Here is a 14,844-nt window from a genome sequence, read left to right as displayed (position 1 = left end):
GCGAACGTCGAGCGGGGGTCGCGCGGCAGGATCAATGCGCCGTTTCTGCCTCGCCGCCCGCTTCGGGCACATTGGGCGCGTACGAGGAGAGATTGAGCAAGCCATTGCTCTGTGCGTACTGGAACAGTTCGGAGTCTCGATCGAGTCCGAGCTTGCGCATCGCCGTGTTCTTTTGAGTACTAATAGTCTTAATACTGCGGTTCAGCTTCTCGGATATTTCTTTAATCGTCATGCCCGAAACAAAGAGTCGCACGACCTCGAGTTCTCGCTTTGAGAGAATCACTTCATCGGTTTTCCCGCCGCTGTTGATGCGCAGTTGATCGAGCGCGGTCTTGACCTGTGGGCTCATGTATTCGAGATTGCGGCTCACATGCTGCACCGCGAGGCCGATGTGGCTCAGGTCGTCGGATTTGTGCACCACCGCGAACACGCCGAGTTCACCGAGGCGTTTGAGCAGCGCGGGATTTTCGAGCATCGTGAGGACGACGATGGGAACGTTCGGGAAGTTGCGCCGCAGGTAGCCGATGAGCGGCAAACCGTCGCCGTACTGGCCGCCCGGCATGGCAAGGTCGGTCACCAGCACGTCGCAGGGACCGGCTTGCAACGCCTTGACGAGTTCGGTGGACTGACGGGCGCGCCCTACGACCTTGATGCCGGGAAAGTTGAGCAGTGCATGTTCCGCACCAAACAAGATCACCGGATGATCGTCGGCGACTACGACCCTGATTGGTTGCTGCATTAGCCCTCCGTGTAGGCAAACCTGCTTGTTGCTTTGGCGCTCGGCCAGTCCACATTTCGCTTGTTGTTCCGGCGTCCGACAGCTCCACGTGCCTAAGCGGGAGAATATACGACTATAACGAAATCCTCCCGCGCACCTGGTACGCGCGCAAGCGAAAGCTCGCTCGCTTATACCGCTATATTGGATCAGATTCGGACCATCGAACAATTCAAATGTTTCCTTCAGAAAAACGTGGCCGGAATTTCACAAACATGCAGGAGAGCTCGCTGATGCGTACTCCATATGACTTTCAGCCAGGTTGCGCGCGCCGTGCGCGCCTATGCGCGTGGCTCGCGATGGCGAGCGTTGTGGCGACAGCCAATTTAGCCTATGCAGGCGAAACATTCACAGTATCGAGCGCCGATTTCAGCGACGGCGGAAAAATCGGCCCGCGCCAGGTCTTCAACGATGCGGGCTGCAACGGACCCAACGAGTCACCCAGTTTGACCTGGCGCAATGCTCCCGCAGCCACACGGAGCTTTGCCATCACGATCTTCGATCGCGACGCGCCAGGACGCGGCTGGTGGCACTGGGCCGTCGCGAATATTCCGGCGCGCGTAACGAGCCTGCCGGAGAACGCCAGCGCCACGGGCGCGTTGCGCAAGCTTGGTGCGATCGAGGCGCGCAACGATTTCAACATCGACGGCTATGGTGGACCGTGCCCGCCGCCGGGCAATCCCCACCGCTACGTCGTCACCGTCTATGCGCTGAACGTCGAAGCGCTGCCGCTCGCACAAGGCCGCCCGGCAGCGCTGTTCGATCGCGAGATCAGTGGCTCGACGCTCGGAAGCGCACAAATCACCGTCACGTACGGCCGCTGAGCGGGGGCGGTTGCGCGCGGCGAGCGTCTGAGCGCTTACGGGTAAGCCCCGATTTTTTCCGGACGCGTTCACACGCGCGTCCGCATGACGTCTTAAAATACCGTTCCAGCATCGCCCTGGGTGATGGCACCCCCAATCCCCGCGTTCAGAGAGACTGAGATGAGCACGAAAGTTTTTGTCGACGGACAGGAAGGCACGACCGGCCTGAAGATTTTTGAATACCTGTCGCCGCGCGCCGACGTCGAGATCCTGCGTATCGACGATGCGAAGCGCAAGGATGTCGAAGAACGCCGCCGTCTCATCAACGCTTCGGACGTGACGTTCCTGTGCCTGCCCGACGTCGCCTCGCGCGAGTCGGCCTCGCTCGTCGAAAACGATCGCACCGTGCTGATCGACGCGAGCACGGCGTTCCGCACCCAGGCCGACTGGGCCTACGGCCTGCCCGAGCTGACCAAAGCCCAACGCGACAAGGTGCGCAAATCGAAGCGCATCGCCGTGCCCGGTTGCCACGCTTCGGCGTTCATTCTCGCCATGCGTCCGCTCGTCGAAGCCGGCCTCGTTGCGCCGGATTTCGCCGCGCACAGCTACTCGCTCACCGGCTACAGCGGCGGCGGCAAGAAGATGATTGCGGAGTACGAAGCAGGCGGCAACGCGAAGCTCGCGAGCCCGCGCCCGTACGCGCTCGGCCTCACGCACAAGCATTTGCCGGAAATGGCGGTGCACGGCGGCCTGAAGTCGGCACCGGTGTTCACGCCGATCGTCGGGCCGTTCTACAAGGGCCTCTCGGTCACCACCTATTTTTCGCCGAAGCAGCTCACGCGCGGCGCCAAGCCGCAGGACGTGCAGGCGCTGTTCGCCGAGTACTACGCAGGCGAGCCGTTCGTGCGCGTGGCGCCGTTCAACGCCGATGAGAACCTCGACGCCGGCATGTTCGACGTTCAGGCGAACAACGACACGAACCGTGTCGACCTGTTCGTGTTCGGCAACGACGAGCAATTCGTCACCGTTGCCCGCCTCGACAACCTGGGCAAGGGCGCTTCGGGCGCAGCGATCCAGTGCATGAATCTCGCAATTGGCGCGGCTGAAAATACCGGCCTGCATGCCTGAAGCAGCGGGACTCGCAGCGCAAACAAAAAACCGGCTCGCTGAGCCGGTTTTTTTTGCCCCACGCCCTCGTCTTGCGCCAAGGCAAAACCTGCAGACGAAAAAAAGCCCGCCAATGGTTGGCGGGCTGAATCCATATCAGAGGAGACATGGAGGAGACAAGAAGCAGTATATCGACTAGCGTGATGCGATGCAACATGTAAAGTAGTGCGCACCCTGAATGTTGCTTCAAAACAACACAGCCATCATTGTCCTGTCATCGACAAAATAAACATCAGCTGATCGAGCCCCACCGGCCGCACCAGATGCACGTCGAAGCCCGCCGCAAGCGCCTCGTCGCGGTGGCGCGATTCGCCCCAGCCGGCGAGCGCGATCATCAGCGGTACGCGCTCGCCGCTGATCGCGCGCAAAGCCCGCACGATCGCGCCGGGCTCGTCCTGCGCGAGCGAAAGCGCCACGATCGCCACGTCGGGCGCGCCGCGCGCAGCCAGGTCGAGCGCCTCGTCGAGCGTGCGTGCCACAGATACGCCGTAGCCGAGATCGGTCAGCAAGGTGCTGAGCCCGCCCAGCGACTTCTCGTCGTTATCGGCGATCAGGATGCGCGTCTCCATCCGCCGTTCTCCTACCCTGAAAATGGCCTCGCAGCCGCATCTCCCGCTGGATCCGGTGCGTGCCCTGTCGTCGTCATCGGTTCCCCGTCCCCACATCGCGGGCGGCGCCGTCAAACCGGTCGCCATCCATCGAGATGCGTCACATTGTGCTCAGCCGCACGCCGGGTCTTTGTGCGTCACCGCGCGGTCGTCTGAAGATTTTGATCGCAAACCACCCCCGGACGTTCGCCGCGCCTCATTGCGCCCTTCATTTCAAGCAGACTCGTTAGCCGCGGCCCGCGCGCCGCGCGGCCACCTTGCCGAGCACGGCGAAATCGGCGTCGCCGTCGCCGTGCGCCACGGCTTCGAGCAGGCTGTCGCGCAGCACGCTCGCGAGCGGCATCGGCGTTGCGGTGGCGTCGGCCGCGGCCAGCGCGAGCCGCACGTCCTTCAGGCCGAGGCGCGCCTTGAAGAGTGCGGGCTCGTAGCGCCGCTGGGCGATCATGCCGCCGTAGCCCGCATACACCGGGCCCGGGAACGGGCCGCCCGTCACGACGTCGAGGAAGTCGCGCATGGCGACGCCGTAGCCGTCGAGCAGCGCCGCGGCCTCCCCGAGCGACTCGACTGCCGCAGCCAGCATGAAGTTCGCGGCGAGTTTCATCACGTTCGCCTGCTGCGGCACAGCACCCACGCGCCACGTTTTCTGGCCGATCACGTCGAACAGCGGCTGCACGCGGTCGATCGCCTCGGTCGCGCCTGCCGCCATGATCGTGAGCTTCGCCGCCTGCGCGGCGTCCGGGCGCCCGAGCACCGGCGCCGCCACGTAGTGCAGGCCACGCCCGGCATGGGCCTGTGCTAGCGCTTCGGCCAGTGCGACAGAGATGGTCGCCATGTTCACGTGCACGAGCCCTTGTGGCGCATGGTCGAGCAGCGTCGCGTCGATGACCTCGCGTAGCGCGGCGTCGTCGGCGAGCATCGAGAACACGGCGTCGCCGGCGAAGGCCTCGCCCGGCGTGCCGACGATGCGCGCGCCCGCGTCGGCAAGCGCCTGCGCCTTCGCGGCCGTGCGGTTCCACACGCGCACCGTGTGGCCCGCCTTCAGCAGATTGCCGACCATCGCACCGCCCATTTCGCCAAGACCGATAAATCCGATGTCCATCGCCTGCTCCTTCCATGAAAAACGAGGGGAAACCCGGAGGAAAGGTGCAGTACAGCACAAGACGGGCCACGCTGCAGGCGGACCCTCACGCCGCGCGAACGCACGCGCGCTGTGGCAGGCGGTGCGATACTGCTTGGCATGGTCACCGCCACCTTCCGTTTTTACGAGGAGCTGAACGACTTTCTTGCGCGGCCGCTGCGCCGGCGTGCGTTCAGTTGCGCCTGCGCGCGCAACGCGACGGCGAAACACATGATCGAAGCGCTCGGCGTGCCGCACACGGAGGTCGAACTGATCCTCGTGAACGGCGAATCGGTGGGTTTCGACCATGCGCTCGCGGACGGCGACCGCGTGGCCGTCTACCCGAAGTTCGAGGCGCTGGACATCCGGCCGCTGCTGCGCGTGCGCGACGCGCCGCTGCGCGAACTGCGCTTCGTCGCCGACGCGCATCTGGGCGGCCTCGCGCAACTGCTGCGGCTGGCCGGTTTCGATACGCTCTACGATAACCACTTCCCCGACGACGAGATCGAGGCGCTCGCCGCCGCCGAACACCGCATCGTCCTCACGCGCGACCGCGAGCTGCTCAAGCGGCGCAGCATCACGCACGGCTGCTACGTGCGCGCGCTCAAGCCGCGCGCCCAGGTCCACGAGATTTTCGAGCGGCTCGACCTCGCCGCGAGCGCGCGGCCGTTCCGCCTCTGCCTCATGTGCAACTCGCCGCTGCGGCCGATCGAGCGAGCCGCGGTGCGCGAGCGCGTGCCCGCCGGCGTCTACGACCGGCAGACGCGCTTCGTGACCTGCGACGTCTGCCGGCGGGTGTTCTGGGAAGGCTCGCACTGGCAGCGCATGCGCACGCTGATCGACGGCCTCACGCGCCCCGTGAACGAGGCGCACGCGGCACATGACCGGCTCGAGCGCCACAACGGCCATGAGGGACCGGATCGCGGTGGCGACGCGTAGTGGTATTCACGGGTACTCGATGCGGCTGAATGGCGCTCACGAGACCAGTCGCCGCGATGGACGCACGCGGGCGTTTGCGTACAATGCGCGCCACCGCCCAACACCGGAGCACGACATATGGCCATGAAGAAAACCGACCTTGAGAAGAACAAGGCGCTGAAACTGATGCAAGCGACGCACAAGAGCGGGCCCGACCGCTTCGGCAAGGGTGCGGCGCAACCGGCGCTGGACCGCCGCGAACAGCGCAAGCTGGACCAGGCGCAAGGGCTCGTGCCCTTCGCGTGCAAGCTCAACGCCGATCTCGTCGAGAAGCTGAAGGCGCGCGCCGAGGGTCATCCCGGCGGCGTGAACGGCCTGCTGACGGAATTGCTGGAGGCCGGGCTCGCACGCGAAGCGTCCTGAGTTCGCACCCGCGGCGAACGCGCAAAAAAAAGCCAGAGCAGTTGCTCTGGCTTTTTTACGACTGAAGGGCGCTTTAGTTTGCCTGGCCCTTGTCTGCCGTACCGGCGGCCGATGCGCCTTCCGACACAGCGGCACGCTTGCCGTGGTGCTTGAGTTGCTTGTGCTGCTTCTTGGCCTTTGCGGGCGCGCTGGCTGCCGGTGCGGTCGCAGCGGGAGCCGAAGCGTCTTGTGCGAATGCCGAAGCCGTGACCAGTGCGAACGATGCTGCGATGAGCGAGGCGAGAATCTTTTTCATCTGTTGTTCCCCAAAACCTGACAAATAATGACCGGCACGTTGTGAATTAGAACAGCGTGAAACCGCAAAACGATCCGCTTGCCGATCTGGGCGGGCGTTTCGCGCGAAGCAGTATTACGCAGCGTAGGGCGTTTGTCATCCGCTAATGGCCGGGTGTATTTTCCGGGAGACAATTCCCTTTCAATTCGGATACGATCGGCCTTTACGCGTCCGTTTTCCGGATGTTCGTTGTTTTTTCACGTAATACGCTGAATTGGCCTGCTCCAAGTGAATTCGGGCCACATTGACAGTTCCCCGCGAAAAGAGATCTCCGCTTGCAATCCGCCTCCCGCCGCCACCTGCGCGCCAATCTCCTGATGCTGACCGCCGCCCTGATCTGGGGCTCGGCGTTCGTCGCCCAGCGCCTGAGCCTCGACGCCATCGGCCCGTTCCTGTTCACCGGCCTGCGCTTCCTGCTGGGCGCCGGCGTCGTTTCGGTCTTTCTGCTCGCACGCCGCCGCACCAGCGGGCGCGGCGCTGCGGAACGCGGCAACACGGCGGCGCCGGCGCTGTTCAACGGCGCGCTGCTGCGCTCGGGCACCGTGCTCGGCCTCGTGCTGGCCGTCGCCATCTCGCTTCAGCAGATCGGACTCGGCTACACGAAGATCGCCAACGCCGGCTTCATCAGTTCGCTCTATGTCGTGATCGTGCCGATGCTCGGCGTGCTGCTGCGCCACCGCACCGGCGTCGGCACATGGCTCGGCGCCGCGCTCGCCGCGGTTGGGCTCTACTTCCTCAGCATCAACGAGCACTTCTCCGTGATGTACGGCGACTGGTACCAGCTCGGCTGCGCGCTCGTGATCTCGATCCAGGTCATGCTCGTGGGCCACTACGCGCCGCGCCACGATCCGCTCGCGCTTTCGATCGTGCAGTTCGTCGCCTGCGGCGTGGTGTGCCTCGCGATCGGGCTCGCGTGCGAACCGCTGCGCGCGGCCGACATCGTGCGCGCCGCGCCCACCATCCTCTATGGCGGCGCGCTTTCGGTGGGCATCGGTTATACGCTGCAGGTCGTCGCGCAGCGCGACGCCGCGCCCGCGCACGCCGCCGTGATCTTCAGCATGGAAGGCGTGTTCGCCGCGCTCGCGGGCTGGGCCGCACTCGGCGAAACGCTCACGCCGCGCGCACTCGCCGGCTGCGCGCTCATGCTCGCCGGCCTGCTCGCCTGCCAGCTCCTGCCGGCCTGGCAAGCGCGCATGCTCGCGAAGCAGCGCGCCGCTGCGCAACCTGCCGAAACGGCGTAAAAACGCGCCATGATTTTCTGGCGTTGATCTCGCGCTCCGCACTATTTCGACAAATGGCGTCGCTTTCGAGTGGCGCCATTTTTTTCGTGTGGATAACGCGTAATTGCGTCGCGCCGAACCAGGTTATCCACGCCCACCTCTGGACAACCTGGGGACGACCTGGCGAACGACCTGTGGACCACTTCTTGATAACCACGCGCCTGGCGTTGCGGCCTGAAAAGTTATCCCAGCAGCTCGCAACGCGTACAAGCTTTGTCCGCATGGCTATCCGTTTTGCATCGGTATGAGCCGACAGGCAATTTTCGTGTTGTCCACAGTTAATGCCAGGACTTGTTAACTGCTACTACTTATAAATATAAATACTGAAAAGACTATGGCGATATACGCGACGCTCGCTGCGCTCGCGTGCTGCGCATTCGCGCAAAGTCATTCCACGCTGTGTTCAAGTGTCCCACGCATGCGCAATGAAAAAAGGCGTGCCCCGAGGAGGCACGCCCTTGCTGAATGCATCGCGTGAGGAACACCTTGGGGCTAAACGCCCGCCATCATCCGCTCGATCGTCGGCTCGAGGTCGAGCAAACCGATGGTCGCGGGCTTGGCCTCGACGACGCCAAAGCATTCCGTGCGCTGTGGCGCCGGATCGACGAGGAAATTGCGCGCGTAATGCCCGCAACGCGCAGGCGGCAGAAGCCGCTCGGGCGGGATCACCTCGAACGCCGTCCCCACGGCGATGAAGAGATCGTCCGGCGTCATGTCGCTCTGAATGCGCCAGAGCGTCTCGTACTCGGGCGCGGCCTCGTTGAAAAACACTACACCGGGCTTCACGCCCTCCACCTGCCCGCAGGACGGACAGGCCGCTTGCGGATCGAGCGCGCGGCCGGACACGGGAAACCGATAGTCGCAATCGGTGCACAGCAGCGAAATCATGTCGCCGTGCAGATGCGTCACCTGGCGCGCGCCGGCCTGTTCGAGCATGTCGTCGATGTTCTGCGTGACGAGATGCACGCGCTCCGTGCCCCAGGCGTCCTGCCACTTCGCGAGCCGTTCGTGGGCGGCGTTCGGGCGCGCGTCGCCGCATTCGGCGATGCGCTGGTTGTAGAAACGGAACACCGCGGGCCGGTTGCGGCGCCACGTGAGGTAATTGCAGACCTCGTCGATGCTCGCATGGGACCAGATGCCGTCGCCGGTGCGGAACGTCGAAATGCCGCTTTCCGCAGACAGTCCCGCACCGGAAAACACGAACAGGCGGGGGAGTCTGCCGGACTGCCCCGGTTGCCGGGATTGCGCCACGTTTGCCACTTTCGCCTCCTTGATCGAACGGCGACATTATGACCGTCCAGCGGCGTTTCGGCAGAGGTTCGCCATGGCGGACAGGCGCATGGTCCCGACGAGCGCGCTGTGCGCCCCCAGAACCGGCGCAGGGCGTCTGATCACCCCTGACCACGCGCCGGGTCGCGGCAGCCGCTTGAGAGGCCTCTCAACGCCTTCTGCCGCGATCGGCCAATAAAAAAGGGATGCCGCTATGGCATCCCTTTTTTCAACAGGCGCGATCAGTGCGCGAACAACCTCACTCCACCGTCACCGACTTCGCGAGGTTACGCGGCTTGTCCACATCGGTGCCGCGCACGCACGCCGTGTGATACGCGAGCAGTTGCAGCGGCACGACGTGCAGGATCGGTGACAGCAGCCCGTAGTGCTCCGGCATGCGGATCACGTGGATGCCGTCTTCGCTCGTGATGTGCGTATCGGCGTCGGCGAACACGTACAGCTGGCCGCCGCGAGCACGCACTTCCTGCATGTTCGACTTGAGCTTCTCGAGCAGCGCGTCGTTGGGCGCCACGGTCACCACGGGCATCGCCTCGGTCACGAGCGCAAGCGGCCCGTGCTTGAGCTCGCCGGCCGGATACGCCTCGGCGTGGATGTACGAGATTTCCTTGAGCTTGAGCGCGCCTTCGAGCGCGATCGGGTAATGCAGCCCGCGCCCGAGGAACAACGCGTTTTCCTTGCGCGCGAATTCTTCGGACCACGCGATGATCTGCGGCTCCAGCGCGAGCACGCCGTTGAGCGCGGCCGGCAGATGGCGCAGCAGTTTCAGGTGCGCGCTTTCCTGTTCGGCATTCACATGGCCGCGCAGCTTGCCGAGCGTGACGGCGAGAATGAAGAGGCCGACGAGCTGCGTGGTGAACGCCTTCGTCGACGCAACGCCGATCTCGCGCCCTGCGTGCGTGAGGAACTTGAGCGCGGTGAGTCGCACCATCGCGCTCGTCGCCACGTTGCAAACCGCGAGCGTGTGCGCCATGCCGAGCGACTGCGCGTGCTTGAGCGCGGCGAGCGTGTCCGCGGTTTCGCCCGACTGCGAGATCGTCACGACGAGCGCGCGCGGATTCGGCACCGACTCGCGATAGCGGTATTCGCTCGCGATCTCGACATCGGTGCGGATCTTCGCGATCGACTCGAGCCAGTACTTCGCCGTGAGGCCCGCGTAATAGCTCGTGCCGCACGCGAGAATCAGAATGCTGTCGATGCCCTTGAACACCTCGCCCGCGTTCTCGCCGAAGAGTTCGGGCGTGAAGGCGTCGGTGGCGGGAATGGTGTCGGAGATCGCACGCGGCTGCTCGAAGATTTCCTTCTGCATGTAGTGGCGATACGGGCCGAGATCGACCGCGCCGCCATACGCGCCATAGGCCTGCACGTCGCGCACTTCGCGCGTCACGATATTGCCCGCGCGATCGGCGATGCGCACGCCTTCCAGCGTGATCTCGCACACATCGCCCTCTTCCAGATAGCTGATGTGCTCGGCGCTGCCCGCGATGGCGAGCCCGTCCGACGCGATGAAATTCTCGCCCTTGCCATAGCCCACCACGAGCGGCGACCCGGCGCGCGCGCCGACCACCGTATGCGGCTGGCTCTTGTGCACCACGCCGATCGCATACGCGCCCGCGAGTTGCTGCACGGCCGCGCGCACGGCAGCGAACAGGTCGCCCTGATACAGGCTGTGGATCAGATGCGCGATGACTTCGGTGTCGGTCTGCGAAACGAATTCGTAGCCCTTCGCGCGCAGCATTTCGCGCAGCGACTCGTAGTTCTCGATGATGCCGTTGTGCACGATCGCGAGCGTGTCGCGCGAGAAGATCGGGTGCGCATTGTTCACCGTGGGCGCACCGTGGGTGGCCCAGCGCGTGTGCGCGATACCGGTCACGCCTTCGAAGTGCGACTCGCGCACCTGCTCGTCGAGCTCGGCCACGCGCGCCACGCTGCGCACGCGCTGCGGGCCGTCGGCCGTCACGACGGCCACGCCGCACGAGTCGTAGCCGCGATATTCGAGCCGCCGCAGTCCTTCGATCAGGACGGGAACGATGTTACGAAGCGCAACCGCGCCGACGATGCCGCACATGGATTCGATCCTTTGCAATGAGAGGCGTGGGCGCCGCGCGTCTTCGCACAGCGGCGCCGGGTTTCAACCGTTCAGTTCTTTTTCTTCACCGGCCGAACGTACCCGGTTTTCGCGATCTGCGTTTTTTCGTTGAGCACGAGCGTGGCTTCCGGCACGTCCTTCCACACCGTCGTGCCCGCCGCGATCGTTACGCCGCGGCCCACGCGCACGGGCGCGACGAGCTGCGTATCCGAGCCCACGAACACGTTGTCCTCGATGATCGTGCGGTGCTTGTTCGCGCCGTCGTAATTGCAGGTGATGGTGCCCGCGCCGATGTTCACGCCCGCGCCGACATCGGCGTCGCCCACGTAGCTCAGGTGATTCGCCTTCGAGCCCACGCCGATGTTCGCGTTCTTCACCTCGACGAAGTTGCCCACGTGAACTTCATCGGCGAGCTTCGCGCCGGGACGCAGACGCGCATACGGCCCGAGCACCGCGTTCGCGCCGACAGCCGCGTTTTCGATATGCGTGTAGGCGTCCACGCGCGTGCCCGCGCCGATCGACGCGCTGCGAATCACGCAGTTCGGGCCCACGCTCACGTTGTCCGCCAGCGTCACCTCGCCTTCGAATACGCAGTTCACGTCGATGAACACGTCGCGCCCGCAGCGAAGCGAGCCGCGCACGTCGATGCGCGCCGGGTCCGCGAGCGTCACGCCCGCCACGAGCAGCGCCTCGGCCACGTTGCGCTGATGCACGCGCTCGAGTTCGGCGAGCTGCTGCTTGCTGTTCACGCCGAGCGTTTCCCATTCGTCGTGGGGCTGCGCGGTCACGGCCGGGTGACCGGCGGCGATCGCGGCTTCCACGACGTCGGTGAGGTAGTACTCGCCCTGCGCGTTGTCGTTCTTCAGCGCGGCGAGCCAGCCCGCGAGCGGCGCGGTCGGCGTCACGACGATGCCCGTGTTGATCTCGGCAATCTTGCGCTGCGCCTCGTTCGCGTCCTTCTGCTCGACGATGCGCTCGACCTTGCCTGCCGCGTCGCGCACGATGCGGCCGTAACCGGTCGGGTCGTCGAGCGTGACGGTGAGGATGCCGTAGCCGTTCTCGCCAGCGGTGTCGACGAGACGCTTGAGCGTGGAAGCGCGCGTGAGCGGCACGTCGCCGTAGAGCACGAGCGTGGGCACGTTCGCGTCGAGCAGCGGCAGCGCCTGCGCGAGCGCGTGGCCCGTGCCGAGCTGCTGCGCCTGCAGCGCGAACTGGACGTCGGGCGCGCCGACGGCTTCGCGCACGGCTTCGCCGCCATGGCCGACCACGACGACGAGGCGCGTGGGCGACAGCGTGCGGGCAGTATCGATGACGTGCGAGAGGAGCGGCTTGCCGGCGAGCGGATGGAGCACTTTCGGCAGCGCGGAGTGCATGCGTTTGCCCATGCCTGCCGCGAGGATCACGATGTTCATTGCATCAGTGACTGAATGAGGATGAAGCGGCCGATTTTAGCATGCGGGATATCCCCGACACGCCGGCCGGCCGGGCTCTCGTGCCCCGAAAAACATTGTTTTACAACTGCTTTTCTTCGGATCGACAGGCGGAAGTAAAAACGCTCCGATGCGGGGTCGGAGCGTTTCAGAACCACAGAGACGATCTGAGGTAAGGCTCAAAGATCGTCGAACGGCGTGAACTTGATCGCCGTGCCTTCCGCTGGCACCGGGTCGGTGGAACACGGCTCTTCGTCGAACGCGATGTCGCCGGCCGGATCGGCCACGCCCGTCGCGCGCAGGTCCGCGAAGTTGAACAGGTTCGCGTCCATGAGGTGCGAAGGCACGACGTTGCCTAGCGCGTTGAACATGTTCTCCACGCGGCCCGGGAAGCGCTTGTCCCACTCGCGGATCAGCGCCTTCATCTCCGCGCGCTTCAGGTTCGGCTGACTGCCGCACAGGTTGCATGGAATGATCGGGAATTCGCGCAGCACCGCGTACTTCTCGAGATCGGTTTCCTTCACATAGGCAAGCGGCCGGATCACGACGTTCTTGCCGTCGTCGGACTGCAGCTTGGGCGGCATGCCCTTGAGCTTGCCGCCGTAGAACAGGTTCAGCAGCAGCGTCTGGAGAATGTCATCGCGATGATGGCCGAGCGCGATCTTGGTCGCGCCCAGTTCGCCCGCCACGCGGTACAGAATGCCCCGGCGCAGGCGCGAGCACAGCGAGCAGGTCGTCTTGCCCTCGGGTACGAGGCGCTTGACGATGCTGTACGTGTCCTGGTTCTCGATGTGATACGGCACGCCCACGCGGTCGAGATATTCGGGCAGCACGTGCTCCGGAAAGCCCGGTTGCTTCTGGTCGAGGTTCACGGCCACGATGTCGAAGTCGATCGGCGCGCGCTCGCGCAGGCGCAGCAGCACGTCGAGCATCGCGTAACTGTCCTTGCCGCCCGACAGGCAAACCATGACCTTGTCGCCGTTCTCGATCATGTTGTAGTCGCCGATCGCCTGGCCGACCTGACGCACGATGCGCTTGAACAGCTTGTTGTTCTCGTAGGCTTCCTTCTGCTCGCGGCGCGTGAGCACCTGGCGGCCCGTCTCTTCGGTCGCGGCGTCCTCGCCAACGGGTAGCGTTTCGGGGGCGTTCATGAATCAGTCCTCTTTGATGCGAAAGACCTCGACGCCCACCGCGTCGCAGTCCGGATAAACGTCGGGCTTCTCGGTCGAAACGCGCACCGCGCGCACGAGTTCGTGCGAAAGCAGCGCCGCGGCGAGATCGTCGCAGAGCGTCTCCTGCAGATGGATATGGCCTTTGCCCACGCGTTCGGCGACGGTCGAGCGCATGAAGTCGTAGTCGACGACTTCGCGCAGCTTGTCCTCTTGCGGCGTGGTCGAAGCAAGCGGCACGAACAGGTCGACATTGATGATGACGCGCTGTTCGCCGCGCTTCTCGAACTCATGCACGCCGATGTTGATGTGCACTTCGTAGTCGCGCAGGAAGAGCCGGCGGCAATCGGCGAGCCGGGGGTGAAGCAAAACGGTGGACATACGGGTTCCAGTCGATAAAAGCGTGCGTTCTCTCGCACGTATGCCGGCGCGGCGCGCCCGGCGGGTCGTTCAGCCGGTCTGCAAAACCGCTCGTGCGCGGCGGCTTGCATTCCTTTGTCTTCGTCAGCACCGCTGGCTCGCCGTTCTGCTGGCAGCGGGCTGTGCATTTAGTTGCAAAAATAAATGCAATCCACGTTCGGGCGTCAGCCGCCCGTCAAAAACATCACGTCGCGGGGCAGCGGCAGGAGATGCTGGCCGCCGTCCACGACGAGCGTCGTGCCGGTCACGCCGGTTGCCCGCGCCAGATACAGCGCGGCTTCCACGAGATCGGCGGGCCGCGACGCGCGCTTGAGCGGCGTAACCTGGTGCGCGGCGGCAAAGCTCGCCGGCGTCTGGTCGCCCGACTGCAGCGTGAGGCCGGGCGCGAGCCCGACCACCCTCACCTTCGGCGCGAGCGCCTGAGCGAGCGCGACGGTGGCGTTCTGCAGCGCGGCCTTCGTCAGCGTGTACGACAGATAGTCGGGATTCATGTTGTACAGCTTCTGGTCGAGCACGTTGATCACACACGGGCGCAGCGTCTCGTCGTCCGCCGCCGCTTCGGGCGTTGCCTCGTACAGCATGCGCGAGAGCACGAGCGGCGCGCCCACGTTGATCGCCATCAGCTGCAGCAGCTTCGCGTAGCCCACATCCTGCGCGGTGTCCTCGTCGAAGCGCGAGGCATTGTTGAGCACGCACGCCGGACGACCGAGCGCCGCGACACAATCCGGCACGAGCCGGGCCACCTGGGCTTCGTCGCCGAGGTCGGCGTGCAGCGCCACAGCCCGGCGGCCCAGCGCCGCGATCTGCGCGACGACTTCGTCGGCGGCCTCGCGCGACTCGCCGTAATGAACCGCGACGTCCCAGCCGCGCTGCGCAAAGCCGAGCGAGAACTCGCGGCCAATACGGCGTGCTCCGCCCGTGACCAGCACGACGGGCGCCGCTACGCCAAAATCGGGGCGCGATCCGTTGTCGGATGCACTCCTGTCGGCGTCAGCCGGGCGGATGCCGGGAGTTGCGCTCATTT

15 protein-coding genes are annotated in these 14,844 nt (G+C 65.0%); 5 read left to right on the top strand and 10 right to left on the bottom strand.

The window, feature by feature from the left end; translation table 11 throughout:
• Positions 1 to 31: 31 nt before the first annotated feature.
• Positions 32 to 739, bottom strand: a complete 708-nt coding sequence (locus AB4Y43_RS05615; RefSeq protein WP_069264237.1) for a response regulator — start codon at positions 737 to 739, stop codon at positions 32 to 34.
• 335 nt (positions 740 to 1,074) lie between these two features.
• On the opposite strand from AB4Y43_RS05615, the gene AB4Y43_RS05610 reads away from it, so the two are divergent.
• Both AB4Y43_RS05610 and argC read left to right on the top strand, forming a co-directional pair.
• Complete coding sequence (locus AB4Y43_RS05610) at positions 1,075 to 1,599, top strand: YbhB/YbcL family Raf kinase inhibitor-like protein (RefSeq protein WP_256094709.1); 525 nt, start codon at positions 1,075 to 1,077, stop codon at positions 1,597 to 1,599.
• 159 nt (positions 1,600 to 1,758) lie between these two features.
• Positions 1,759 to 2,706: an N-acetyl-gamma-glutamyl-phosphate reductase gene (gene argC, locus AB4Y43_RS05605; protein ID WP_069264239.1), complete on the top strand. Its 948-nt coding sequence runs from the start codon at positions 1,759 to 1,761 to the stop codon at positions 2,704 to 2,706.
• Between the two features lie 242 nt (positions 2,707 to 2,948).
• On the opposite strand, the gene AB4Y43_RS05600 is transcribed toward argC, so the two are convergent.
• Both AB4Y43_RS05600 and AB4Y43_RS05595 read right to left on the bottom strand, forming a co-directional pair.
• Positions 2,949 to 3,314 carry a response regulator gene (locus AB4Y43_RS05600; RefSeq protein WP_368727187.1) on the bottom strand — a complete coding sequence of 122 codons (366 nt, stop codon included), beginning with the start codon at positions 3,312 to 3,314 and terminating at the stop codon, positions 2,949 to 2,951.
• A 265-nt stretch (positions 3,315 to 3,579) separates the two neighbouring features.
• Entirely contained in the window at positions 3,580 to 4,452 is an 873-nt protein-coding gene (locus tag AB4Y43_RS05595) for an NAD(P)-dependent oxidoreductase (RefSeq protein ID WP_368727186.1), read from the bottom strand.
• Between the two features lie 138 nt (positions 4,453 to 4,590).
• Here AB4Y43_RS05595 and AB4Y43_RS05590 point away from each other — a divergent pair, with 138 nt between their 5' ends.
• Entirely contained in the window at positions 4,591 to 5,409 is an 819-nt protein-coding gene (locus AB4Y43_RS05590) for a Mut7-C RNAse domain-containing protein (protein WP_069264244.1), read from the top strand.
• Positions 5,410 to 5,526: 117 nt separating this feature from the next.
• A complete protein-coding gene (locus tag AB4Y43_RS05585) occupies positions 5,527 to 5,811 on the top strand; it encodes a hypothetical protein (RefSeq protein ID WP_069264245.1) in 285 nt (94 codons plus the stop codon).
• A gap of 73 nt (positions 5,812 to 5,884) precedes the next feature.
• Here AB4Y43_RS05585 and AB4Y43_RS05580 read toward each other — a convergent pair whose 3' ends face one another.
• Entirely contained in the window at positions 5,885 to 6,106 is a 222-nt protein-coding gene (locus tag AB4Y43_RS05580) for a hypothetical protein (RefSeq protein ID WP_028203426.1), read from the bottom strand.
• Between the two features lie 314 nt (positions 6,107 to 6,420).
• Here AB4Y43_RS05580 and AB4Y43_RS05575 point away from each other — a divergent pair, with 314 nt between their 5' ends.
• Positions 6,421 to 7,386, top strand: a complete 966-nt coding sequence (locus tag AB4Y43_RS05575) for a DMT family transporter (protein ID WP_141710658.1) — start codon at positions 6,421 to 6,423, stop codon at positions 7,384 to 7,386.
• A gap of 531 nt (positions 7,387 to 7,917) precedes the next feature.
• Here the strand turns inward: AB4Y43_RS05575 and AB4Y43_RS05570 are convergent.
• The 6 genes from AB4Y43_RS05570 to AB4Y43_RS05545 all read right to left on the bottom strand — a co-directional run bounded on the left by AB4Y43_RS05570 (position 7,918) and on the right by AB4Y43_RS05545 (position 14,842).
• Positions 7,918 to 8,685 carry a Sir2 family NAD-dependent protein deacetylase gene (locus AB4Y43_RS05570; protein WP_342949232.1) on the bottom strand — a complete coding sequence of 256 codons (768 nt, stop codon included), beginning with the start codon at positions 8,683 to 8,685 and terminating at the stop codon, positions 7,918 to 7,920.
• Positions 8,686 to 8,953: 268 nt separating this feature from the next.
• Positions 8,954 to 10,780, bottom strand: a complete 1,827-nt coding sequence (gene glmS / locus AB4Y43_RS05565; protein WP_368727185.1) for a glutamine--fructose-6-phosphate transaminase (isomerizing) — start codon at positions 10,778 to 10,780, stop codon at positions 8,954 to 8,956.
• Between the two features lie 71 nt (positions 10,781 to 10,851).
• Positions 10,852 to 12,213: a bifunctional UDP-N-acetylglucosamine diphosphorylase/glucosamine-1-phosphate N-acetyltransferase GlmU gene (gene glmU / locus AB4Y43_RS05560; RefSeq protein WP_368727184.1), complete on the bottom strand. Its 1,362-nt coding sequence runs from the start codon at positions 12,211 to 12,213 to the stop codon at positions 10,852 to 10,854.
• A 197-nt stretch (positions 12,214 to 12,410) separates the two neighbouring features.
• The gene (gene ttcA, locus AB4Y43_RS05555) at positions 12,411 to 13,382 is read right to left on the bottom strand and encodes a tRNA 2-thiocytidine(32) synthetase TtcA (protein WP_368727183.1); all 972 of its coding nucleotides are present in this window, start codon (positions 13,380 to 13,382) and stop codon (positions 12,411 to 12,413) included.
• Between the two features lie 3 nt (positions 13,383 to 13,385).
• Positions 13,386 to 13,781: a dihydroneopterin aldolase gene (locus AB4Y43_RS05550; RefSeq protein ID WP_069264253.1), complete on the bottom strand. Its 396-nt coding sequence runs from the start codon at positions 13,779 to 13,781 to the stop codon at positions 13,386 to 13,388.
• Between the two features lie 203 nt (positions 13,782 to 13,984).
• Positions 13,985 to 14,842, bottom strand: coding sequence for an SDR family oxidoreductase (locus AB4Y43_RS05545; protein WP_368727182.1), 858 nt, complete (start codon positions 14,840 to 14,842; stop codon positions 13,985 to 13,987).
• Positions 14,843 to 14,844 lie beyond the last annotated feature (2 nt).

It is taken from the genome of Paraburkholderia sp. BR10872 (assembly GCF_040965835.1).
GTDB classification, from domain to species: domain Bacteria; phylum Pseudomonadota; class Gammaproteobacteria; order Burkholderiales; family Burkholderiaceae; genus Paraburkholderia; species Paraburkholderia nodosa_A.
Note: the sequence above shows the minus strand (reverse complement) of the source record. Positions and strands in the feature narration are given on the sequence as shown.